Origin of the sequence: Paraburkholderia sp. Clong3, from assembly GCF_050436485.1 — a bacterium.
Taxonomy (GTDB): Bacteria; Pseudomonadota; Gammaproteobacteria; order Burkholderiales; family Burkholderiaceae; genus Paraburkholderia; species Paraburkholderia tuberum.
Genome location: NZ_JBNDMH010000001.1, coordinates 875,147 through 898,137 on the forward strand (window position 1 = coordinate 875,147; position 22,991 = coordinate 898,137).

At 60.9% G+C, this 22,991-nt stretch carries 20 protein-coding genes and 6 pseudogenes; 16 read left to right on the forward strand and 10 right to left on the reverse strand.

Annotation, left to right across the window (positions count from 1 at the left end):
- Window positions 1-8: 8 nt before the first annotated feature.
- From OKW30_RS04105 to OKW30_RS04115, 3 genes are all read left to right on the forward strand, one after another.
- Complete coding sequence (locus OKW30_RS04105; RefSeq protein WP_429346052.1) at window positions 9-761, forward strand: dTMP kinase; 753 nt, start codon at window positions 9-11, stop codon at window positions 759-761.
- A 136-nt stretch (window positions 762-897) separates the two neighbouring features.
- On the forward strand, window positions 898-1,095 hold the full coding sequence (locus OKW30_RS04110; protein ID WP_262421515.1) for a hypothetical protein: 198 nt from the start codon (window positions 898-900) through the stop codon (window positions 1,093-1,095).
- Between the two features lie 48 nt (window positions 1,096-1,143).
- On the forward strand, window positions 1,144-1,308 hold the full coding sequence (locus tag OKW30_RS04115; protein ID WP_429346053.1) for a hypothetical protein: 165 nt from the start codon (window positions 1,144-1,146) through the stop codon (window positions 1,306-1,308).
- Between the two features lie 47 nt (window positions 1,309-1,355).
- Here OKW30_RS04115 and OKW30_RS04120 read toward each other — a convergent pair whose 3' ends face one another.
- Complete coding sequence (locus tag OKW30_RS04120) at window positions 1,356-1,829, reverse strand: Lrp/AsnC family transcriptional regulator (protein WP_184073192.1); 474 nt, start codon at window positions 1,827-1,829, stop codon at window positions 1,356-1,358.
- A gap of 270 nt (window positions 1,830-2,099) precedes the next feature.
- Here OKW30_RS04120 and hppD point away from each other — a divergent pair, with 270 nt between their 5' ends.
- The 3 genes from hppD (at window position 2,100) to OKW30_RS04135 (ending at window position 5,901) form a co-directional block, all read left to right on the forward strand.
- A complete protein-coding gene (gene hppD / locus OKW30_RS04125; RefSeq protein WP_429346054.1) occupies window positions 2,100-3,173 on the forward strand; it encodes a 4-hydroxyphenylpyruvate dioxygenase in 1,074 nt (357 codons plus the stop codon).
- A gap of 95 nt (window positions 3,174-3,268) precedes the next feature.
- Complete coding sequence (locus OKW30_RS04130; RefSeq protein WP_410452456.1) at window positions 3,269-4,651, forward strand: amino acid permease; 1,383 nt, start codon at window positions 3,269-3,271, stop codon at window positions 4,649-4,651.
- 44 nt (window positions 4,652-4,695) lie between these two features.
- Complete coding sequence (locus OKW30_RS04135; RefSeq protein WP_429346055.1) at window positions 4,696-5,901, forward strand: amino acid aminotransferase; 1,206 nt, start codon at window positions 4,696-4,698, stop codon at window positions 5,899-5,901.
- Window positions 5,902-6,043: 142 nt separating this feature from the next.
- Here the strand turns inward: OKW30_RS04135 and OKW30_RS04140 are convergent, their stop codons facing one another.
- On the reverse strand, window positions 6,044-7,162 hold the full coding sequence (locus tag OKW30_RS04140; protein ID WP_429346056.1) for a patatin-like phospholipase family protein: 1,119 nt from the start codon (window positions 7,160-7,162) through the stop codon (window positions 6,044-6,046).
- A 259-nt stretch (window positions 7,163-7,421) separates the two neighbouring features.
- On the opposite strand from OKW30_RS04140, the gene OKW30_RS04145 reads away from it, so the two are divergent.
- From OKW30_RS04145 to OKW30_RS04155, 3 genes and pseudogenes are all read left to right on the forward strand, one after another.
- Window positions 7,422-9,455, forward strand: a complete 2,034-nt coding sequence (locus OKW30_RS04145) for an ATP-binding protein (protein WP_429346057.1) — start codon at window positions 7,422-7,424, stop codon at window positions 9,453-9,455.
- Between the two features lie 151 nt (window positions 9,456-9,606).
- Entirely contained in the window at window positions 9,607-10,596 is a 990-nt protein-coding gene (locus OKW30_RS04150) for a zinc-dependent alcohol dehydrogenase family protein (protein WP_429346058.1), read from the forward strand.
- A 7-nt stretch (window positions 10,597-10,603) separates the two neighbouring features.
- Window positions 10,604-10,834 (forward strand): annotated as a pseudogene (locus OKW30_RS04155) (IS30 family transposase); the annotation flags it as partial.
- Window positions 10,835-10,841: 7 nt separating this feature from the next.
- Here the strand turns inward: OKW30_RS04155 and OKW30_RS04160 are convergent.
- The 4 genes and pseudogenes from OKW30_RS04160 to OKW30_RS04175 all read right to left on the reverse strand — a co-directional run.
- Window positions 10,842-11,723: pseudogene (locus tag OKW30_RS04160) on the reverse strand (Acg family FMN-binding oxidoreductase); the annotation flags it as partial.
- 142 nt (window positions 11,724-11,865) lie between these two features.
- Window positions 11,866-12,513 (reverse strand): response regulator, encoded by a 648-nt coding sequence (locus OKW30_RS04165; protein WP_184073202.1) that lies wholly within the window; start codon window positions 12,511-12,513, stop codon window positions 11,866-11,868.
- A gap of 279 nt (window positions 12,514-12,792) precedes the next feature.
- Window positions 12,793-13,377, reverse strand: a pseudogene (locus OKW30_RS04170) (Tn3 family transposase); the annotation flags it as partial.
- Between the two features lie 17 nt (window positions 13,378-13,394).
- Window positions 13,395-13,789 (reverse strand): annotated as a pseudogene (locus tag OKW30_RS04175) (tyrosine-type recombinase/integrase); the annotation flags it as partial.
- A gap of 47 nt (window positions 13,790-13,836) precedes the next feature.
- Between OKW30_RS04175 and OKW30_RS04180 the strand changes: the two are divergent.
- A pseudogene (locus OKW30_RS04180) lies at window positions 13,837-14,019 on the forward strand (hypothetical protein); the annotation flags it as partial.
- Window positions 14,020-14,078: 59 nt separating this feature from the next.
- On the opposite strand, the gene OKW30_RS04185 reads toward OKW30_RS04180, so the two are convergent.
- A protein-coding gene (locus OKW30_RS04185) for an IS5 family transposase (protein WP_429346059.1) occupies window positions 14,079-14,844 on the reverse strand; the annotation gives its coding sequence in 2 pieces (ribosomal slippage) (window positions 14,079-14,514 and window positions 14,513-14,844; 768 coding nt in all).
- 625 nt (window positions 14,845-15,469) lie between these two features.
- On the opposite strand from OKW30_RS04185, the gene OKW30_RS04190 reads away from it, so the two are divergent.
- The 4 genes from OKW30_RS04190 (at window position 15,470) to argJ (ending at window position 18,727) form a co-directional block, all read left to right on the forward strand.
- Window positions 15,470-16,264 (forward strand): enoyl-CoA hydratase/isomerase family protein, encoded by a 795-nt coding sequence (locus OKW30_RS04190; protein WP_429346060.1) that lies wholly within the window; start codon window positions 15,470-15,472, stop codon window positions 16,262-16,264.
- 102 nt (window positions 16,265-16,366) lie between these two features.
- Window positions 16,367-16,603, forward strand: coding sequence for a hypothetical protein (locus tag OKW30_RS04195; protein WP_429346061.1), 237 nt, complete (start codon window positions 16,367-16,369; stop codon window positions 16,601-16,603).
- 8 nt (window positions 16,604-16,611) lie between these two features.
- A complete protein-coding gene (locus OKW30_RS04200) occupies window positions 16,612-17,415 on the forward strand; it encodes an asparagine synthase C-terminal domain-containing protein (protein WP_429346062.1) in 804 nt (267 codons plus the stop codon).
- 145 nt (window positions 17,416-17,560) lie between these two features.
- Entirely contained in the window at window positions 17,561-18,727 is a 1,167-nt protein-coding gene (gene argJ / locus OKW30_RS04205; RefSeq protein WP_429346063.1) for a bifunctional glutamate N-acetyltransferase/amino-acid acetyltransferase ArgJ, read from the forward strand.
- 125 nt (window positions 18,728-18,852) lie between these two features.
- Here argJ and OKW30_RS04210 read toward each other — a convergent pair whose 3' ends face one another.
- From OKW30_RS04210 to OKW30_RS04220, 3 genes and pseudogenes are all read right to left on the reverse strand, one after another.
- On the reverse strand, window positions 18,853-19,401 hold the full coding sequence (locus tag OKW30_RS04210; protein ID WP_429346064.1) for a tetratricopeptide repeat protein: 549 nt from the start codon (window positions 19,399-19,401) through the stop codon (window positions 18,853-18,855).
- 346 nt (window positions 19,402-19,747) lie between these two features.
- Entirely contained in the window at window positions 19,748-20,575 is an 828-nt protein-coding gene (locus tag OKW30_RS04215; protein ID WP_429346065.1) for a universal stress protein, read from the reverse strand.
- A pseudogene (locus OKW30_RS04220) lies at window positions 20,572-20,826 on the reverse strand (universal stress protein); the annotation flags it as partial. The pseudogene OKW30_RS04220 and the gene OKW30_RS04215, both read right to left, overlap by 4 nt.
- Window positions 20,827-21,194: 368 nt before the next feature.
- On the opposite strand from OKW30_RS04220, the gene OKW30_RS04225 reads away from it, so the two are divergent.
- Window positions 21,195-21,659, forward strand: coding sequence for a flavodoxin family protein (locus tag OKW30_RS04225; protein ID WP_429346066.1), 465 nt, complete (start codon window positions 21,195-21,197; stop codon window positions 21,657-21,659).
- 425 nt (window positions 21,660-22,084) lie between these two features.
- Entirely contained in the window at window positions 22,085-22,966 is an 882-nt protein-coding gene (locus tag OKW30_RS04230) for a F0F1 ATP synthase subunit gamma (RefSeq protein WP_429346067.1), read from the forward strand.
- Window positions 22,967-22,991: the final 25 nt, after the last annotated feature.

Here is a 22,991-nt window from a genome sequence, read left to right on the forward strand (position 1 = left end):
GTGATTTCATGTCGAATGCTGTCTTCGAAACGCTCGAGCTCAAACCGCATGCTTATCCGGGGGTTCTGGTCACGTTGTGCGGTGTGGATGGGGCGGGGAAGTCGTCACTGATGGAAAGGCTCGAAAGCGCGTGCACGCGTGCGGGGCTCAACTGCGTGACGACGTTTACGCCGACCCGTAGGATCCGCAAAGATGCGCTGTTCCGGGATATGGTGGACAGCCACTGGCATACATCGAGCGCCGGTTCCGGACTCGACGTAAACCGACGGCGCGTCGACATGCTGGGCATTCTGCTGTCCATCATGGGAGACCTCGTCCAGCATCTGACCGACACGGTCATACCGGCACTGGAACGCGGCGACGTCGTTTTCTGCGACCGCTACGTGTTCACCTCTCAGGCTGAAATCGGCACGCGTTCCGATCCCGCTGAGACTGCGCCTGTGCTCCGCAGTATCGCTGGTCATTTGCTGCGTCCCGACGTCGCCTTTGGTCTGAACGTTTCCGGCGCGACTTCACACCGTCGCGTGCGGGCAAGGAACGACGAGAACGACCAGCCGCCGCCGATGAGCTTTCTGACGCGTCAGGTGGCGGCCTATCGCGCCGTGTTCGAGGTCAACGGCGTGGTCGCGCTGGATGCGGAGCGGAGTCTCGACGAGACGTTCTGTCAGGCACTCAGTCATCTCGTGGCGATCGACCGTGTTGCGGGGCGGTTGGGCTCTCTCGGGGCGGAACGTCCTACACGAAGCGTGGCGGCATGCTGAGGCTTCGACCTGCCCCCCGGAAGCCGGAATCGGGCATCGAGGTATGCGACAAAATGCGCGTCGACACGTTTTGATGAGCATCTATCCTTCGAGGAAGGACCATGATGCATGGAACATCAGAGCCAGGGAGACGACGATGCTTAGCCCACATGAGATCGCAACGCTCATGCTTCTCGAGACAAACCCCCGTCCAGAAAATATCGATCCCGGCGATCTCGACGCGTTGTGCGAGCGCCAACTTGTATTTCTGGAAAAGCTCGCATCTGGATACGCGCGAGGGCGTCTGACTGCGCAAGGACGCTCGGTATTGCGGTGGGTCGGGAGGGTGAACTAGTGCCTCGCTCTGCATCGCCTGGGAGCTGTGACCTTCAGGAGCAATCACATGCAATACCCAGTCGCGCGGCGGGCGGTGCAGACCATTGTTCGCGAACATCAACACGAGGCGTTCGACGCCAATCGCGATCCGTTCGGCGGCAGCGAGATCGAAGGTGAAATGGACCGTTTGTTTTCGTTGATCGTCAGTACCGTTTCCGAGTCGATTCAATAAGAGTGGGCAGCACCGGAATGTGACGGGCGACGCTCGCGCTCAGCGGGCTAGGCCGCCAACGGGACAGCGCCCGTACATTTGATTTCATCGAGGCAAACGCTGGACTTGACTCCGCTCACGCCCGGAATGCGCATCAGCGTATCCAGCAGAAACTCCGACAGCGCTTTCAGGTCTTGCGCCACGACCTTGAGCATGTAATCGATATCACCCGTTACGACGAAGCATTCCTGAACCTGGGTGAGTTCCGAGATCATTCGCTTGAACTTCGACAGGTCGCGGACATGGCCTCGCTCCATCGTCACCTGGATGAAGGCCACTACGCCAAAGCCCAGCAACTGCGCGTCGAGCCGCGTCTCGTAGCGTTTGATCACACCCATTTCCTCGAGCCGGCGATGCCGCCTCAGCGTTTGCGCGGGCGACAGTTTGATCGCCTCCGCAAGTTCGAGATTGGAGATGCGCCCCTGGGACTGAAGAATCTCCAGTAGACGCACGTCGATACGGTCGATGTCGATTGTATGCACTTTTATTTCCCCGTTAGCCAGCGAAATGAAATATTAATGCACAAATCAGGGTTTGTCTGCGTCTGCAAGGAAATCCAATTGCGTCGATAAAAACTTACACTGAATCCAGATGTCGCTGCGAGGCCGCCGGCTAATGCGTTGAGAGAGTGGTCCGAGGACGCTGCCTGCGTGGCGATTGGAGAAATTTTCTTTCATTATTCCGACACCCAGCGCCACTCGGTGCCGGTTGCTCGCCGCAAATCATTCACCCTCTGCTGAACCTGAGAGATCATGGCCGACCTGTTTGACAATCCAATGCAACTGATGGGCTTCGAATTCGTTGAATTTGCCTCGCCCGTACCCAATGTCCTTGAACCGCTGTTCGAGCAGATGGGCTTCACACTGGTGGCTCGCCACCGTTCGAAGGACGTGCTGCTTTACCGCCAGGGCGAAATCAACTTCATCGTCAATCGCGAGCGCAACAGTGCGGCCGCTTACTTTGCCGCCGAGCATGGCCCGAGTGCGTGCGGCATGGCATTTCGCGTGAAGGATTCGCACAAGGCCTACGTCCGCGCGCTGTCGCTAGGGGCTCAGCCGATCGAAATCGCAACCGGTCCAATGGAGCTGAGATTGCCGGCAATCAAAGGCATTGGCGGCGCACCGCTTTATCTGATCGACCGCTTCGAGGACGGCAAATCGATCTACGACATCGATTTCGAGTTCATCGAAGGTGTCGAGCGGCGGCCGGCCGGTCATGGCTTGCGCCTCGTCGACCACCTCACGCACAACGTCTATCGCGGCCGCATGACGTATTGGGCCAACTTCTACGAGACTCTGTTCAACTTCCGTGAGCTACGCTACTTCGACATCGAGGGCGAATACACGGGTCTCACGTCGAAGGCGATGACGGCGCCGGACGGCAAGATCCGCATTCCATTGAACGAGGAATCTGGCAAGGGGAGCGGGCAGATCGAGGAATTCCTGATGGCCTTCAATGGCGAGGGCATTCAACACATCGCGTTCCTGACGGACGATCTGATAACGGTTATCGACAATCTGCAGATGGCAGGCGTGCCGCTGATGACGGGGCCGAACAGCTACTACTACGATGCGCTCGAGACGCGCTTGCCGGGCCACGGTCAAGCGGTGGGCGAATTGCAATCGCGCGGCATCCTCCTCGACGGAACGACGGCAGACGGGTCGCCGCGCCTGCTGCTGCAGATTTTTTCCAAGCCGCTGCTTGGCCCTGTCTTTTTCGAATTCATCCAGCGCAAGGGTGATGAAGGTTTCGGCGAAGGCAATTTCAAGGCGCTGTTCGAGTCGCTCGAACGCGATCAGATCGAGCGGGGCACGCTGAAGGTTTGACGCGCGGTACAACCCCGTCGATAGCTCTCGACCAGAGCAGGCGAAAAGCGAGGCGTGGCGTCCAGAACCAACCGCAGGACACAGGAGACAACATCGTGGCACACCAGCAACAGGGCACGCTACAGCGCGGCCTGAAGAATCGTCACATTCAGTTGATCGCGCTAGGAGGCGCAATCGGCACCGGCCTCTTTCTCGGCATCGCGCAGACCATCAAGACGGCAGGACCGTCCGTGTTGCTCGGGTACGCGATCGCGGGCATCGTCGCCTTCTTCATCATGCGGCAACTCGGCGAAATGGTCGTCGACGAGCCGGTGGCGGGATCCTTCAGCTACTTCGCAGGCAAATACTGCGGCCAATTCTCGGGCTTCGTGTCCGGCTGGAACTACTGGGTGCTGTACGTTCTCGTGTCAATGGCAGAACTGTCGGCCGTTGGCATCTACATGCAGTACTGGTGGCCCGGTCTGCCCACGTGGGTCTCCGCGCTCGCCTGCTTCTGCGTCATCAACGCGATCAACCTCACCAGCGTGAAGTCGTACGGCGAGCTCGAGTTCTGGTTCTCGATCGTCAAGGTCGCTGCGATCGTCGGCATGATCGGCTTCGGCGGCTACCTGTTGATTTCGGGCCACGCAGGCCCTGACGCGGGCGTGGCCAATCTCTGGCGCCACGGCGGCTTCTTTCCGAACGGCGTGTCGGGCCTCGTGATGGCGATGGCTGTCATCATGTTCTCGTTCGGTGGACTGGAACTCGTCGGCATTACGGCCGCCGAGGCGGAAGATCCTTCGCACACCATCCCGCGCGCGACCAACCAGGTGATCTACCGGATCCTGATTTTCTACGTCGGCGCACTCGGCGTGCTGCTGTCGCTGTATCCGTGGGAAAAAGTCGTTACGGGCGGTAGTCCGTTCGTGCTGATCTTTCACGCGATGAATAGTAACTTCGTCGCCAACGTGCTCAATGCGGTGGTGCTCACCGCCGCGCTGTCGGTCTACAACAGCGGCGTCTACTGCAACAGCCGCATGCTTTACGGCCTCGCAGGCCAGGGCAATGCGCCGCGCGCTCTGCTGAAGGTGAACGCCCGCGGGATTCCGCTCGTCGCGCTGGGTGTTTCCGCCGTGGCGACGGCCACCTGCGTGGTGATCAACTACCTGATGCCCGGCAAGGCATTTGAACTACTGATGGGGCTCGTCGTCTCGGCGCTCATCATCAACTGGGCAATGATCAGCATCATTCATTTGCGCTTTCGCAGCGCGAAAGCGCGAGCCGGTGAGACGACCGTATTCCGCAGCCTGGGCTATCCGCTTACCAACTATCTGTGTCTGGTGTTCCTTGGCGGCATCCTGGTGGTGATGTGGCTGATACCGGATCTGCGCATGTCGGTCTACCTGATCCCCGTTTGGCTCGTTGCGCTGGGCGTCGGCTATCGCTTGCGCAATCGACGCGCGGGCGCCTCGGTACCGGTTGGCGTGCCGATGCGCTAGGCACCGCGCTTTTGCAATCTTTTGGCCTAATCCAGGGAACCAGCATGTTTGAACACATCGATGCCTATGCGGGCGACCCGATCCTCACCTTGAACGAGAACTTCGCGAAGGATTCGCGCGACCATAAGGTCAATCTGAGCATCGGCATCTATTACGACGATCAAGGCCGCTTACCGGTGATGCAAGCCGTACGCGAGGCCGAAGGACAACTGCTTGCCGAGCTCGGTCCAAAGCCGTACCTGCCGATGGCGGGCTTCGCCCACTACCGCGATGCCGTGCAATCGTTGCTGTTCGGCGACGACTCGCCCGCACGTACCGAGGGGCGCATCGCGACTGTGCAGACCTTGGGCGGCTCGGGCGCGCTCAAGGTCGGTGCGGATTTCATCAAGCGCTATTTTGCGGGCTCACGGGTATGGGTCAGCGATCCGACGTGGGAAAACCACCGTTTCATCTTCGAGCGCGCGGGATTCGAAGTCGACACGTACCCGTACTACGACGAATCGAGCGGCGGGCTCAAGTTCGAAGAGATGCTATCGGCCATCGACGCGCTGCCGGCGCGCAGCGTCGTCCTGTTGCACGCGTGCTGTCACAACCCGACGGGCGTCGATCTGAACGACGCGCAATGGGTGCAACTGATCGAGGTCATCAGGAAGCGGACCCTGCTGCCATTCATCGACATGGCGTATCAGGGCTTCGGCGCGGGCATCGACGCGGACGCATTTGCGATTCGTGAACTCGTGCGCCAGAACGTGCCGGCGTTGGTGGCCAATTCATTCTCGAAGAACTTCTCGCTGTATGGCGAGCGGTGCGGCGGACTGTCGGTGATTTGCGAGTCGCCGGATGTTGCCGGGCGCGTATTGGGTCAATTGACGAGCGCCGTGCGCGCGAACTACAGCAATCCGCCGACGCACGGCGCAAAGATCGTAGCGCGCGTGCTGACAACACCGGCAATGCGGCAATCATGGCAACGAGAGCTTGCATCGATGTGCCGGCGCATCATGCGTATGCGTGCGGAGATCCATGAACGCCTGCGCGGCAAGGTGCCGGACACGATGCTCGCGCGCTACCTCGAGCAGCGCGGTATGTTCACGTACACCGGGTTGTCGGCAGACCAGGTCGACACGCTGCGCGAACGGCACGGCGTCTACTTGATCCGGTCCGGGCGCATGTGCGTCGCCGCGCTCAATGACAACAACGTTGCGACGGCTGCGGAGGCCATCGCGAGGGTCATCTCGCGGGCAGGCGATTGAGACTACTGCCGCAAGCCTGGAGCCGCGGCTGGACACGCGATCGGTCCGGCTAACGTGCGCGCGATGGCGGATCGGTTCCAGACCGACGTCGAAGCCGTCGCTAGCGCTCTCAATGCGGTGCGCGGCATGGAAATCGTCCTTTTCAGTTTCGTCGCGCGCTCGCGTTGCCGCTGTGCTTGAGCGTCGGATCGAGCAACGAACCCTTGACGTCGAGCGAAGACGCTTGCCCGAGTTTCGCGTAGTCGTTCTCGAGCCATACGTTCGCCACTTCGCGGCCACGCTCGAAGAGCGTTTTGAGCAATGACCAGGACGTGCTGCTCTTGGAAACAAAACCGAACTTCGCGAGAAAATCGTCGTCGCGAATCAGGTGAAACCTGACGGGCTTGAAGCGGCTTTTGCGCGCTGCTTCCTCGCCGACCGAGTCGAGCACACGGTTGACCGCTTCGATCGCGTTGATCTCCAGTACGACGGACGCGTTGAAACCGATTTCATTGAGCCGGTCGAGAATGCCGCGCGCGTCTTTAGGCGGCATGTCGTGGCGCACGAACGGATTCGCGAGAACGAGAATCAGGTCCTGGGCATGGGCGATCAACGGTGCCAATGGGGGGTTGCCCAGATAGCCGCCATCCCAGTACGGTATGCCGCCCACGCTGATGGTGCGAAACTCGCTCGGCAGGCATGCGGAAGCGCGCAATACGTCAATGGAAATCTCGGGGCGGGTGAAAATTGCGCGTTGGTTGGTTCGTACGTCGGTTGCGCAAATGAACAGTTGCGGGCCATCGCGCGTGGTATTGAGCGCGGCGAGATCCTGTTCGGGGAGGGCGGAACGAATCAACGGCCCGAGCGGATCGCGGTAAAACGGATTGCCGTAAGGCGAAGTGACGAGTCCCACGGCCTCCAGCATGATGGCGGCGGGATTCCAGTCGATATTCCAGCCGCCGAATGGGCCGGGTTCGGAAAAGCCGAGGAGCGCGTTGCCCGCTAGCGCACCGGCGCGCGATACCGCTTCCCAGAAGGCGCGCAGCATCTCGCGTGCTTTCGGTGCGCCGCTAGTTGCGAGACCCGCCGCGCACAGCGTCGCATTGATTCCGCCCGCGCTTGCGCCGCTGATTGCCGCGATATCGAGCGGGGTTGCCTGCGACGAAGCCTCCAGCAGACGGTCGAGCACACCCCACGTGAAGGCGCCGTGCGAACCGCCGCCTTGCAGGGCAAACGCGACCTTGGGGCCGTTCTGTCGCGTCGGGTTCCGGGGTTCCTCCATCGCCATCGCTCCTTCGCGTCTTCATCGCCTTCCCGGCAATCTTACGCGCACGCGAGGATACTTGCGTCGGAAACGTCGAGCTTTCAATGGTTCGTCCTGTCCCGCATGCCATGGCGGCTCGCCCTGGATACTGCGATACTATTTATAGTCGCGCGCTGCGTAACCTACTAAAACGGTCCATGACAAAGAGGTTGACTGACACAAGCCGGTGTGCCGGGACGGCATCGCGGGCTCACAGCTTTCGTCCGGGGGTACCTGGATGAATCGGGATCTCGATCTGGATTCCCGAGGCGCGATCACGCTAAACGGGCTGGCGCGCAGGCTGGGGCGTACCCGTGAGCAACTGATGCATCGCTGGATCGCCGAGACCTCGGAGCAGGGAGCGCACACCGATGCGGACAGCGGGCAGGGACTCATGGGCTGTTTCGCCTATATGCTGGCCGAAGTATGCGCTGCCCTGCTGGTCGCCGAGCGCGACGCGTCACTATCCGCGCATGTGGCTGTCGCGCATCCCGGCAGGTTCTGGCCAGAGGGCTGGCGGGTCACGGATCTGTTTCGCAACATCGATCTGATGCAGCGCTTTCTGAAAGACGAGATCCGCGCGTATTTCGGTCCGGTTGCGGCTTCCATCGACGTTCACATACGGGCACACGACATCGTCGAGCGCACGTTTCGCGCGATGATCGAAAACGCCATCGAGGCGCAAATGCAACGTCAGGCCGCCGAGGTGGCGGCGGCGCAGGACAGCCTGCACACGGCGCTGACTGCGCTGAAGCTCACGGAGGAGCGGCTGCGTGTCGCGACGAGCGCGGCCGGCATCGGCATCTTCGAGTGGTGTGGCGCCTCGCGACAAGGCGTGTGGGAAAACCGCCAGATGTACGAAATCACCGGGCAGCCCGAGGAGAGGGGGCCGTTGACGGAAACCGAGTTCATGACGTCGGTCGTTCATCCCGACGATGTCGAACTGCTGAAATGCCATTTTCAGTCCCGGCTGGTCTCCGGCGAGCCGGTGCATGTCGCGTTCCGGCTGCACCGCGTAACCGACCGCGCGCTCAGGACCGTAGAAATGTTCGGGTATCTGCGTCCGCCCGTTCAGCAGGACGATTACACGTTCATTGGCAGCTTGTGCGACGTGACGGAGCGGACCGACGCAGAGGCGAAGTTGCAGGACGCCGATCGCCGCAAGGACATCTTTCTGGCCACGCTCGCGCACGAGCTGCGCAACCCGTTGGCGCCCGTGCGCAACGCCGCGCATCTGCTGGGCCACGGCGCGGGAGCCGATCCCGCCAAACGTGAGTGGCTGCGCAATGTGATCGAACGCCAGACCGGCCACCTGTCGCATCTGATCGACGACCTGCTCGATGTATCGAGGATCACCACCGGCAAGATCGAGTTGAAGCGCGAGGTCTTCGATATCAGGCTGGCACTCGACCACGCTCTCGAGATCACGATGCCGGCTGCGTTGCAGCGGCATCACGACATCGTGCGTCTGCCGCTCGCGCACCCAGTGTACGTCCACGGTGACCCGGCGCGGATCACCCAGACATTTTCCAATCTGCTGGATAACGCGATCAAATACACCGACGAGGGTGGCCGGATCGTCGTATGCGCGACGCTCGTCGGTCAGGAGGTATCCGTTACCGTGTCGGACACGGGCACGGGTATTTCGGGCGACGCACTGCCTCACGTGTTCGATCTGTTCGTACAGGGTTCCTGCCACGGCGAGCCGTCCAGGGGCGGTCTTGGGATCGGGCTCTCGGTGTGCAAGACGCTGACCGAGATGCACGGCGGGACCATTGTCGCCAGGAGCGAAGGCAAGAACAGAGGCAGTGAATTCGAAATACGTCTACCCGTTTGCCAGGGCAGCAACCAGCAGGCGAAGGACGGTGCCGAAGCAGGTCGACCGCCGTCCGACCCATTGCGTATTCTGATCGTCGACGATAACAGCGATGCCGCGCTGTCGCTCGCAATGATTCTCGACGCGCACGATGTGCGCACCGCACACAGCGGGGAAGAAGCGCTTCAGATTGCCGCTGCCTTCGAGCCGCAGATCGTTTTCCTTGATCTTGGTCTGCCGGGAATCAGCGGCTATGAGGTTGCGCGTCGGCTGAGGGATCGTCAGGCGGCCGGCAAGCGCCTTGAAATCGTCGCCGTGTCGGGCTACGGACAGCCCGAGGACGTGGCTCGCTCAGCGGGAGCGGGGTGTGATAGTCATCTCGTCAAACCCGTCGATATCGAAGAACTGCTTGCGATCATCAGGCGAATGACCGGCGAAAATCCGTCCACCGCGTAGTTTTCGATCGACCTTCTTTGTGCGAGGCGGCGTTCTGGGGCGACGACGAAAAGCACTGTTCGGATTTTCCCGCTTATCAGTCGAATTCCCTCGCGGGAACGACGTGGTAATTTTCGCACTGCTCCACCATCAATCCATCCAGGAGGTAGTGATGTCACGGACCGTCAGGTTTGCCGAGGCCGGTGGGCCGGAAGTGCTTCGATTCGTCGACGAATCGGTCCGCGGCCCCGGCCGCGGTGAAGTTCGCATCAACGTGAAAGCGATCGGTCTCAATCGCGCGGAATCGATGTGGCGCACCGACCAGTATATCGAGCCAGTCCGCTTTCCGGCCGGGCTCGGGTACGAGGCGGCCGGCATCGTCGACGTGGTGGGCGAGGGCGTCGGCGGTTTCGCGCCCGGAGACGAGGTCAATGTGATCCCGTCGTTCTCGATGAATCAGTACTTCACCTACGGCGAAGTCATCATCGTGCCGGACCATGCAGTCGTCAGGCACCCGAAATCTCTTTCCTTCGCCGAGGCCGCGTCGGTGTGGATGATGTTCGTCACCGCATATGGCGCGCTGATCGAAGATGCGAAGGTGGGCGCCGGCGACTATGTCGTCATACCGGCCGCTTCGAGCAGCGTTGGACTGGCAGCGATCCAGCTAGCGAATTACGCGGGGGCGACGTCGATCGCGGTCACGCGCCATGCTGGCAAGCGGCAGCAGTTGCTCGACGCGGGTGCCGCACACGTGGTCGTGACGGACGAGTCGGACCTTGTCGAAGCGATCATGCGGATCACGGATGGAAAGGGGGCTCGCGTCGCTTTCGATCCGGTCGGCGGCCCGAACTTCGCGAAACTGGTCTCGGCGCTGTCCTTCCAGGGGATCGCGTATCTGTACGGCGCGCTAGACGAACGTGCCACGACGCTGCCCGTGCTGCCGATGATCGCCAAAATGAATTCCGTGAAGGCGCACAACATCTGGCTGACGAGTGGCGACCCAACGCGCCGAAAGGCTGCGGTGGAGTTCGTGCTCAAGGGGCTCGAAAGCGGTTCGCTGAAGCCGGTCATCGATCGCACCTTTGGGTTAGACGAGATCGTCGACGCGCACCGCTACCTCGAAACCAACGGGCAGTTCGGAAAGATCGTGGTAACGGTGTAGCCCGCGAACCGACATTTCCGTGTATTTCTGCGATCCGAAACACCCTTGGCAACGCGGCTCGAATGAAAATACCAACGGCCTGTTAAGACAGTACTTTCCGAAAGGCATCGACCTGTCGGTCTACTCACAGGCCAAACTCAACGCCGTGGCACGAAGGCTGAACGAGCGACCACGAAAGACCCTGGATTACGAAACACCGGCTGAACGATTCCATCGAACTATTGCATCGACCGGTTGAATCCGCCGTAGGAAGCGGTCAGTCCCGCGGATGCCGCGACCAGCAGCATCCGCTCGAGCGCCTGTCCCGCCGCGAGCCATGCCTCGGGGTCGTCGCGCATCGTGGCGATGCCGACCATCAGCGGCGAGCCTTGCACGAGGTGCTGATGCGTAGCGGGCTGTCCCGCGCCCACATCGAATACGCGGACGGCCAGGCTGACGAGCGGCGCCGCGAAGTCGAGCAATGCTCCGACGGCGGTACCGTAAGCCGGCATGCCATCGTCGCGCCGGCGCGGGTGGATCCAGCTGGCGAGCTCGCGCCGGAAGCGTGGGTCCGCGAACTGCGCGTGATCGGCGTCGGCGATCAGTTGCGCCAGCGCCTCGCGCGCGGTCGTTTGCTCCACGCAACAGGCAATCGCACCCTCGTCGTCGCAGGCGTCGCTGAGCTTGCGTTGCAGTGCCGCCGGAACGGCTTCGTCGACGAACGGCGCACGCGTCGTCACGCGCGCCGTCAGCGCGTCGAAGAGTTCGCGCAGGTGGGGATCGCGAGGCCCGTCGCGCGACACGCGCACGAGCGCCACGATGTCGGGGTCGGCTTCCGATGGAAACAGCGTGATCGCATAAGCGAGACCGAGACGGCACAGCGCCACGCGAAGATTGAGCAACGCCGCGCCGCAGCTCATCAGAAGTTCGCGATCGAAAGGATCGACCACGGGAAGCGCGCGCATGCGGTCGGCGCAGATCTGTACGGTCTCGCCGTCGACGATGAACCGCCACGGTTGCGTGTTGTGATTCGACGGCGCGAGCACCGCATAATGCAGCGCAAAGCGCAGCTGGTGTTCCAGTGGCGTGGAGGCGTGGAAGTGCGGTTCGCCGATTTCCCACGCGTCATGTTGGGCGGCATCGTTCATCTCGAAGTCTCCTTTCGGATCGTTCCCGCGAGCACGCGGTTCGTGTCGTCATCGTGTCGCCGGGTACCGTGGCAGGTTTGTGGCAGGTCGACGTTTCAGATGTCTCGCGTACGCTTTGCGCGGGTCTCGCAGCGGAGAAGCGCTACAGGTCGTGTTCGTCGTCGAACAGCTTATGGCGGATCGCATAGCGAACCAGCCCGTTCTCGTTCGGCATCTGCATTTTTTCGAGGATGCGCGTCTTGTGCGTGCTGATCGTCTTCACGCTGACGCATAGTTCGTTGGCGATCTCGGTGATGCTCTCGCCTTCGACCAGGCGCCGGAACACGTCGAATTCGCGATCGGACAGCCGCTGGTGCGGCAGCGCGTCGGCAGGCTCGTTCAGGTTCTGGGCAAAGCGTTCGGCCATCGCGAGGCTTACATAAACGCCCCCTGACGCGACCTTCGTCACCGCGCCGACCAGTTCCGCGCTCGCGCTTTCCTTGGTCAGATAGCCGGACGCGCCCGCCTTGAACGCTCGCACCGCGTATTGCTGCTCGGCGTGCATCGTTAGCACCAGAATCCGCAGGCCGGGTTTTTCCTCCTTGATCTGCTTGATCAGTTCAATGCCATTGCGCCCCGGCATCGACAGGTCGAGCACGAGCACGTGGGCCTGCGTCGCGCGAATCAGCCCGATCGTCGTCGCGCTGTCGCAAGCTTCGCCGGCCACTTCGAAGCCGCTCGCCTGCTGCAGGATATGGCGCAGTCCGTCGCGCACGAGCGTGTGGTCGTCGGCCAGCAACACCTTGATCATGGGGTGATCTCTCCCGGTTGCATCCATTGCCAGGGAAACCTGACCGCAATCGCGAAATCGGCGCTTTGCGCTGTATCGATCCGCATGGAGTCGCCGAGCATCGGCGCGTGTTCGCGCACGCCGATCAATCCGAACGGCATTTCGTGACCGCTGGCTCCAACCGTCTCGCGATCGGCGTCTCGTTCGCGATCCATTATCCGCTATCCGTGGCGGGCAGTCGGGCCGTTTGTGTGAGATGTCACTTCGGCCGTGTTTCGCCTTCGCATGGCGGCGACCTGGGTCGCTGCCCTCCACGTAGAGGTCGCCGGAATTCCCGCATGATCTGGCCGAATACGCCCAGCTCGAAGAACCGGCGGTGCAGCATCCGGCTGTCCCGGCCGTGTGGGAGCACCGCACGCTCCCATTTTCTGGAAGCCAGTTCAGCGGCAGATTCGCGAGGTCGTTGTCGGTCAGCAGCAGGTATTCGCGGTGCGCGTTGCGGAAACCTTGCAGCCACGCGAGCGCGACCAGCACCGCGCGGTCCTGCGAGCTCGATTGCAGCGGCAGCACGTCCAGGCACTGGAACAGCAGCGAGCGCTGGGTGCGGTACGGCACGAGCATGAAAGGCAGATCGAACTGCCCGGCATAAGCGATGTGCTCGTTGCATTGCGCGAGCGCTTCGGCCGGGTCGCCGAGCGACTCGCGGATTTTCGGTAACCGCTTAGGCTCCGGTACGCCCCCATCCTGGAGAATCTGCAGGACGTCCCGGAACTGCCCGACCAGCCCCTCCGCCATACCGGCGTGTTCAAGCTGGTATTTTTGCAGTCGGACCTTTGCGTAGGACTCCAGCTTGCGCACCACCTTGATGAAGATCTCGGCGACGTCACTCATCAAAACTACGCCAGTAGCGGGGCTTTCGGATCCCAGCGCTGCGGTGTCACTGGCAGACGCCTCTGGACGAGGTACTGATCGAGTGCAACGCGCGCGAGTGGCGGCAAAGCCACCTTGCCGGGCTTGCCTCCCTTACCCACGAGATTGAGCCAGTGGGCACCGCGTTCATCTATCCGGATGTCACCAAGCTTCGCGCCGACAAGTTCGCTCGCACGCAGACCGGTCGCGTAGGAAAAGTCAAGCAGGAAGCGCAGCCGCTGCGCGGCGGGTGCTTCCAGCCGTAGGACCATTCCAGTCCGTTGGCGATCGTGCGAGCCAGCCCCCATTCGCTTTCCGTGAAGCCGCGCGACGTGTCCAGTGGCGTGACGCGCGTTTTGCCGCGCACCTTGATGCCGGCAAACGGATTAGGGAAATTACGGGCGGCATTGACACTCGACCGCAGGGTACACCGGGAACCGTCTGCTTAAGATCGCGCGCGAAGGCGCGCAAATGACACCTCACGATCTGGCGAAGTTCGAAGCGCAACGCCGTCACGCGACCTTGGCGGCCATCGTCATGGAAGCTACGGCGACGGTCACCGACGAAATCGACCACCTGCACGATCGCATCATCGGCCGGCTCTTCAATGCTGCGAAAAAGCCAACCATTTGGAAGCGGCGGTGGCTCAAATATTCCGTCCTCCAGCGAACGAGTCCTTAGGCCGTGTTCACATTTAAAAGCGGCCCAAACGAGCAGGCAAGGGACGCGAACACGAGATGGCTGTCAGCGAGCTTGTCATACCGGGTGGAGACACGGCGAAAATGCTTGATACGGTTGAAGAAACGCTCGACCAGGTTGCGTGTGCGGTACAGCGCTCGACTGTAGCGGCGCTTTGTCTTGCGATTCGAGCGCGGAGGAATGACAGCCTTTGCACGAGCGGCCCGAATCTGATTCACGAAGGCATCGGAATCGTAGCCCTTGTCCGCGATGACTGCTTCGGTGCGCAGATGCTCGACCAGTTCTGCGGCGCACGAGATGTCGGCAACCTGTCCTTCAGTGATGATCAGTCGCAACGGACGACCTGCCGAGTCCACGGCCAGATGCAGCTTGGTACTCAATCCGCCCCGGGAACGCCCGAGCGCTTGCGGCCCACTTTTTTGAGGCTCCGGCCGAATGCTGGTGCGCTCGCACGACGGTCGAATCGATCAGGACGTGGTCGATTTCCGTCTCGCCTGCCAGTGCATTCACCACCTGTTGCCAGACACCTGTTTGCCGCCAGCGTGAGAAGCGCATGTACACCGTATGCCATCGGCCGAATTCCGAGGGAAGATCGCGCAATGGACTACCAGTGCGGGCAATCCACAGCACCGCTTCGACAAACCAGCGATTGTCGGCCGCCGTGCGACCCCGATCGCCTTCCTTGCCCGGCAGGATGGGTTCGATCTTTTTCCATACCTTGTCGCTTAGTAACGTGCGAATCATCCCGTCTTGCAATTGCAAAAAACAAGATGTAAACACATTTCGTCAAATGTAAACAGACCCTAGGACTGTCAGGCGCGGATCCCGTCGAGGTGCGGGGAGTGATTCTCACAACGACGCCGAATAGATTTATGCAAGCCAACAACGACATCGAAGATCAGGGTTGCAAAAATGGGGGGTGACCATAGATTTTCTGAAGCGCCCCCTCTCCAGATCGGCAATACCCGCTGATCGCAACGTCGGCGCTGGACGGATTGCCATCGGCCATGTGCGGATGCAGTTCGTCTTCCGGCAGCCTCATCACCAGACAGTCCAGAGCTAAAGATTCGCTCCTATCACATAGATATCTCTTTACAACCTACTTCTTTTGATAGGTTTGTCTCAAAATTATTCGGGGTCAGAATTGAATCTATCACCAGCGGATCTACGAGCTGGGGTTCCGATGCGCAATTATCCGAAATCGTTTTCTTTTGGCTAGCGACCTCATACAGCGCCGGCGGCAAATTTGTAAGACCAGATTTTCTGGATGCGCCATATGGAGAGAAATAGTTATTAGATGGATATTGGGTAATCAAGTATATCCCAATCATTGAAGTTGAATATCTTTTTACTGGCAATTTAATCCGAAATGTCACTCGTCATAGAAAGCAATGTTGGGTCGGTCCGTGTAATCGCACTTAACCATCAAAACAGGAACAATCCGTTTAGCGAAGATCTCGAGAATAGTATCAAGCGCGCCCTTGCCACGGCTAACAACGACACGAGCGTAGACTCGATCGTGGTGACAGGTGGGTCCAATCGCTCGTTCAGCGCCGGTGGCGACTTCAATGAAGTACGGCAATTGTGCGGTGGCGAAGACGTCGATAAATGGATCGATCGTGTCACGGACCTCTATCTGAGCGTACTACGGGTTGACAAGCCCACGATCGCGGCAATCGACGGCTACGCGATCGGGATGGGATTCCAGTTTTCGATGATGTTCGACTGGCGGGTCGCGGCCTCATCCGCGGAGTTCCGAATGCCGGAGCTGAGGCACGGAATCGGGTGTTCCGTTGGAGTTGCGATTCTTCAGCATGCGATCGGATACACGGCCATGCAGGAGATCGTATTCGCCTGCGAAAGTATTTCCGCAGACAGGGCTGTTCGTTATGGAATTGTCAATCAACTTACAGAGCCTGACGGTCTGCTCGTGGAAGCGATTTCGCGAGCAAACAGCTTCGCAAAATACCCTCAGGTTCCGTATCGCTCCACAAAGCGCACCATCGTAAGCAGCATGGAAGAGGTTCTGCTGCGCTCAGCGCAATCCTCGAAAGAGGTACACAGAGCCGCTTTCTCCTCGCGCAGTCCTCACCCTCATTTCGACCGGGTTCTTGGTAACAGCAATCAGAACAATCGTGCATCGCCAATATCGGTTGATTTATGAATGTGATTCCCGAAATCAGGACTGTCAGTCCTACATGCGGCACGCAAGTAAAATTTCAAAATACGATCTATCGTAGTCGTTATTCAAAAGACGGAGTATTGAATGAGTGAAATTCTTTGCCTCTACGAGAATGAGTCAATGTTGCCCAGCGGTTTCGGGGCACACTTCAACAAAGATGCGTTCCTGAGCGCCGATCCTGAAATGGTCAAGGATATCCTGAAGCAGAAAGGCTTTGCTCTTGTGCGAGGACTTGACCTGGACAAGCGGGACTTCCTGAATCTCTACTCGAAATTCGGAAACGTCGTCGCGTACGTCAACGATCGCGAGAAGGTTGGGTAGCCGAGCTATTGACGTCAAGCGTATCGTCGAGCGTCGATACCGCCGGGCGCATTCTGATTCCGCTTTCGGGTGGACTGGACTCGAGCATGGTAACGTCGTTGGCTTCAAGAAAACGTGCTGATATCGAAACGTTCGCGCTTGGTACTGGTCGGAGCAACGAATTTCCATTTGCACGAATCGTGTCGGATCACCTGAAGACCCGGCATACAGAGATTGACTACTCATCGTCCGAGATCATTGACGGTGTGCATCAGGCCATTTACCACAACGAAATCTTCGACGGACTGTCCGCCGAGATCCAGTCAACACTGATGTGCTTCTACCGAAGTGTTGGCGCAAAGGATGCACGCGTCGTTACCGGTTATGGATCTGACCTGCTGTTCGGGGGCGTGCTCGGTCAGAACGATGCCATGGAAGACATCAATGCGCGTCTGTGGGCACAAATTTATCGTACCCGTTGGACGGGAGAGTTCTCCCCGTTCGGTGCAGCTGCGTTCGGCCTGGATGTTCAGCATCCCTTCTGGCGCCCGTCGGTCCTAGGCTTCGCGGCGAGCCTTGCTCCGCAACTGAAGCTGTCCGAACGCGACGTAAAGATTGCATTGCGCGAATGTGCCGAAGAGCGTGATTTGCTGCCCGCGAGCATCGTATGGCGCAAGAAGATCGGCATTCACGAAGGTTCGTCGGTGAATGCCATTTTTGCTGATCACGTTCGGGCGAGTGCCTTGGATTACACGTCGAAAACGGCTTATTGTTACGAAAAGTACAAGTCGTACATGAACGGTCAAGCCACGCCACAAGATTGTCTGGCGTAAGCGTCGCCTGAGTCCGACCTGCTACATGCGCCACTCTGCGGTCATCGGCCGGGCTTCGAGCCGATGACATATTACCTCGCGAGTCTTTTTCCAAGGGGAGTTCCAATGCCGGGAACCTTCTCGCACCTGATCCAGGGATCGTAACGTGGATTTATACGATAATATGCCCCAACCGCTGGGGTTTAAAACACTTGTGGGAAGTATCGGGATCAAGGATGGAAGTGACGATTTCGCCTGCGTCTTCTCTACCGAGCCATGCTCGGTGTCGGCGATGTTCAGCCAGAACCTGTTCGCTGGACCCAGTGTCAAGCTTAGCCGGCAGCATATGGTGCAGGGCCAGCCGCGCGCAGTTGTGGTTGTAGCGAAAAACGCCAACGTTGCTACGGGCAGGGAAGGACGGGCCAATGCGGTCGAACTGACGCAACGGGTCTCGGCTAAACTTCATTTCGCACCACATGACATTCTGGTGGCGTCGACCGGCATCATCGGACGACCCTATCCGATGGACAAGGTTCGCGTTTTCGTTGACGGCCTTGAACCCGAGACGGCCGACTGCAGTTTTCCCGCGATCGCGCGGGCGATCATGACCACCGATACGGTTCCCAAACACGTCGCTGCACGGGTGGGTGGCGCGACTATCGTCGGCATCGCCAAGGGCGTTGGCATGATTGAGCCCAACATGGCGACGATGCTGGCGTTCTTCTTCACCGATGCAGCACTGGCGCAACCGGTGCTGCACCGTATCTTTCGCAAGGTTATTGATGCAACCTTTAATTGTCTGAGCATCGATAGTGACACGTCCACGAGCGATACGGCAGCCATTTTTGCGAACGGGTTGGCTGGTGCGGTGCCGGAAGATGAGTTCGAAAACGCGCTACATGAGCTGGCTCTGGCGCTGGTCAAAAAGATCGCACGCGACGGCGAGGGCGCGACGAAGTTACTGGAAGTCGGCGTCAAAGGCGCGCGTGACAACGCACAAGCCAGGCGCGTCGCGAAGGCGATCGTCAATTCCCCGCTGGTCAAGACAGCGATTCACGGTGCCGACCCGAACTGGGGGCGTGTGGCGATGGCAATCGGCAAGTGCGAACAGGACATCGACATCGAACCCGAGCGCGTGCGTATCGGATTCGGCGATCTTCAGGTTTATCCGGTTCAGTTGGCAGCACGTGAACTTGAGCGACTTTCGGATATGATGCGCGCTGAGCACGTGCGCATTGCTGTCGATCTTGGTTGCGGCGGAGAGGAAGCTACCGTCTGGGGATGTGACCTGTCTGCCGAATATGTCAGCATTAATGCCGACTACTCGACCTGATTGCACCGCTTCCAATGAACGGCCTCACGGTGCGGCAGGATCGATCAACGCTCTTGGTGATGGCATCGCAAAAAGTGACATGTGCGAGCCGACCCGCTCCGGTTCGTCGGTCCAGTCGCGAGGGGTCACCTGGAAACAGCTCCCAGTCCGAAGCGATCGCATTGCGCCCGGAGCGCATACTTTGCTTCTTCGATTCCTCGCGCGCCCGCCGTGCAATACCAGTACCCGGATTTACAGAAATTTCGGGGTGTCCCGTACCCCTCAAAAAACATAAATCCCAGAATAAATGAGGCTTCTACATCACCCCGCATCGCCGCTCTTTCGAAAAGACGTAGTGCACGCGAGAAATCCTGTGGCCCTTTCGCATTACGGAAGTAGCTAGTCGCCAGCGTAAAAGGATCCGATCTGATTTGGTCGCTGTCAACTGACCTGATGTCCATCATCGTATTGACGTCCTGCAATGTTCCGACACTACGCAACAGTTCCGCATTGACACTACAGGTCATTGCACTGCTATTTTGCGCGAAGGCAAGCGACCACGTCGCCAGGATGCCCATCATGATACCGCCCAAAATGTATTGCTTACGAGGCATCGTCGTGTCGCTATTCGGCTCACATAAACAGGTTAATGAGGAGTTTAAAACAATCTCATTATATCTGCCATGACGAGTCACGACGATCGCCGTCGAGTACGCGGCGTCACGCAAACCCAGAACAGTCCGACCGGAAATCACGCATGAATTGCTTGATAACAAATTTTATTCCTCTCCCATTAAAGGCGTCTCCGATGGGCCGGACCTGCATAGTGGCCATCGACTTCGCATTTAAATCAGTGGCTTAGGTAGAGATGTGGCGGATTTCTTGCGAATCCCGGCCAACCCTCAGGACGGTGTCGCGTCTCGCCGTGAATGGTTCGCATTGAGCGGACCGAGGCGGCGCGGGAGTTGATGCGCGACGCGCAGGCGCGCGGCGTGTACCGTCCCACGCCGCGCAGCAGCGTTCGTTCGGCACGGCGCCCTGTCAATGCGCCATTAGCACGGGCACCGTCATCGATTCGAGCATCGTCCGCGTGACGCCGCCCCACACGCGCTCACGCGCACGCGAATGGCCATACGCGCCCATCACGAGCAGATTGGCGTGCAGATCCGACACCCGGTTCAGCAGCGTCGCGCCCGTTCCGGCGATGCCGAGGCGCGGCGTCGTCGAGAACGACGCGCGCACGCCGAGCGCTTCGAGCCATGCCGCGACGTCGATCGCGCTGGGTCCCGCTTCATGGTCATGCGTGGGCTCGACGACGGCGACGCCAACGAAGCGCGCCCGTTCGAGCAGCGGCATCGCGTCGGCGATCGCTCGCGAGGCTTCGCGGCTGCCGTCCCATGCGATCAGCACGTTCTCGCCGAGCGTCGGCACGGCGCCCGCGCGCGGGATCACGAGCGCGGGACGCCCCGCGCCGAGCACGACCTCGCCGACGAAATGCCGGTCGACGTAGCTGGCGGGATCTCGGGGGTCGGGCTGGCCGAGCACCAGCAGGTCGGCGTGCCGCGCGTGAAGCGTCGTCACGGCGACGGGGGAGCCCTCCGGCGCGCGCCATTGCGCTGCGCGGCCGGCGCGCTCGGCCGCGGCGAGAAATGCATGCCGCGCCGTCTCGCGGCGATCGGTCGCCAGTGCGGCGCGTTGGGCAACGAAACTGTCGTCGGTGCCGAACAGCGGTTTCGCGAGGCCCTCGCACACGACATACAGACCGATCAGGTGTGCATCGCAACGCTGCGCAAGATCGAGCGCGAGCGCGACGCGAGTGTCGCAGCGGCGGCTGTCGTCGATCTGAACGAGCAGGGTCTTATAGCTCATGTCAGTTCCTTTTCGGCTGAGGCCGGGACGGAATGGTCGGCTGGTTCGACGCCTGCATGGGCCGGGATCGTCAGAACCAGGCAGCGGGCACTGCGCAGCACGCGCTCGGCGACGCTGCCGAGCATCAGTCGTTGAACACCACGGCGGCCGTGCGTGCCCATCACGATCGCGTCGGCGTGCCATTCGAGCGCCGCCGCGACGATGCGCTTCGCGACATCCTCGCCAGGTGTCGAGGCTTCCACCGTGCGTGGCTTGTAGCTCATCGCCAAAGCGCCGTGACAGAACATGGGGACACCGGCGTAAGCCCGTTGTCAAATGGAGTCTATGGGCCGGCCCGGCGCGACTATTGACGCAGATCAAGCGCGCCGATGCCGCACGCCAGTTGATGTAGGTCAAGCGCTGCCGGCTGCGCGCAAATACAGTGATAGCAGCGGACGTCGCGCCGTAGCGGTGCCTGCAGTTGCGTGCCGTCTGTGGAGGGCAACGATCACGGCCAGGGAATGTTCCGGTTAATCCGGGCTGCGTCCACACCCCGGCTCGGCGTGCGCGCTTCGCGCACGCAACGAGTGACGCCCAATTGGCGGACGGAGCGCCCAGTGTCTGCTGCTGGAGAAGGAACATGACCGAGCATTGCGGGATTCTGATCGCCGACATCGAACCGATCCGCGAACGCGCCGGGCCAGGATCGCGTGATGGCGCACGCGGCTACGTCAGATCGGTGATCGATGCGCTGTGCCATCGGCGCGCCGCCGTGATGCCGGCGCTGCTCGACGTCGCCGCGTACGACCTGGTCGTCGTCGGCGCGCCCGTCTGGGCAGGCGGCGCGTGCGCGCCGGTTCGGGCGTGGCTGGAATCGAACGGAGGACAGATCCGTCACCTGGCGCTGTTCTGCTGCAAGGGCGCGCGCGGCAGCGGATCGGCGCTGAAGCAGATGTCGGAGGCGGCGGGCAAGACGCCGCTTGCGGCCTGCGTGATCAGCGGCAGCGATCTGTACCGCCGCAGGGACGCCGACAAACGCGACGCGTTCGCGCAGAAGATCAGGCAAAGAATGGCGGCGCGGCGGGAGACGGAGTGGCTGGTGTAGCGCGGGCGGTCGCACGCGCGGTCGGGAAGGATGCAACTAAACCCGCAGCGAACCGCGCAACGCGCCGAAGTCGGTGCGTGGATGACGGTGCACCGGCGTTGCGTCCGGTACCGTGAAAGCCGGCTTGTCGAGCTCCGGACGAATGACATCCGCGAGGTCGAAAGGGAAACGGTGACGCGCCGCGTCGTAGCGCCGTGCCGCTTCGTCATAGCGCTCGCTCGCGCGGTTTGATCGTCGTCAATGGAACGTGGCTCGGCATTGCCGTGCGGATGTCTCCGAAGGCCGTGGATACGCGTCGCTTGCAAGGTTTGATCCGGATCAGCTTGCATGCTGGGCGGGCCGCTATCGTGAGGGAGTTGCGGAGCCGCTCGTCGAGCGCGCGATGCACGAACGTGCGCGCGCGGCGCAACCAGCAGGGAGTCCCGATGAGCGGCAAGCTCAGTGAGATCGAAAGCCGCACCGCTTCGGCGAGGCAACTCGAAACGGTGATTGGCGCCATGCGCGGCATCGCCGCCGCGCGCGAGCGCGAGGCGCAGGCGCGGCTCGCGGGCATCCGCTCGACGGCGGCGACCGTCGGCGAGGCGATCGGGATGGTGCTGGCTGCCGTATCGTCGGCACATGCGGCGCAATACGCGCCACCGGAAGGCACCGCGCGCATTCTGATCGTGCTATGCACCGAGCAGGGTTTCGTCGGCGGCTTCAACGAGCATCTGCTGGCGCGTGTCGAACGACTGAAGGCGGACGAGCCGGGCGAGATTTTCATCGTCGGCACGCGCGGCGTGATGCTCGCCCAGGAACGCGCATTGCATTACGGCTGGTCCGTGGGAATGGCCTCGCACGCGGAGGACGTGATGCGCGTGGCCAGTCAGCTCGCGGACGCGGTGTTCGCGCGCTTTCGCGATCAGGCGTCGTCGCAGGTGTGGCTCGTGCACGCGACGCCCGGCCCCGCCCTCGACGAGCGCATCGTGACGCGGCGGCTGGTGCCGTTCGATTTCACGCGTTTCCGGGTGGCGTCGCGCGGGCAGGCGCCGCTTTTGAACCTGCCGCTCGACGGCTTGCTGAGGGGCCTCACCGAGCGCTACGTGTACCTCGAACTGTGCGAAGGCCTGATGCAGTCATTCGCGGCGGAAAGCGCGGCGCGCGTCGGGGCGATGCTGGCGGCGAGCCGTCATGTGAAGGACCGGCTGCAGGAACTCACGCGCGACTATCGGATCGTCCGGCAGGACGAGATCACCGCCGAAATCGCCGAACTGGCCGCGACGGGCGCCTGCGTGCCGCCGGCTACGTCGGCACGGGGGCAGTCGTGAAGCGCGCCGCGTGCTGGCTCTGCGT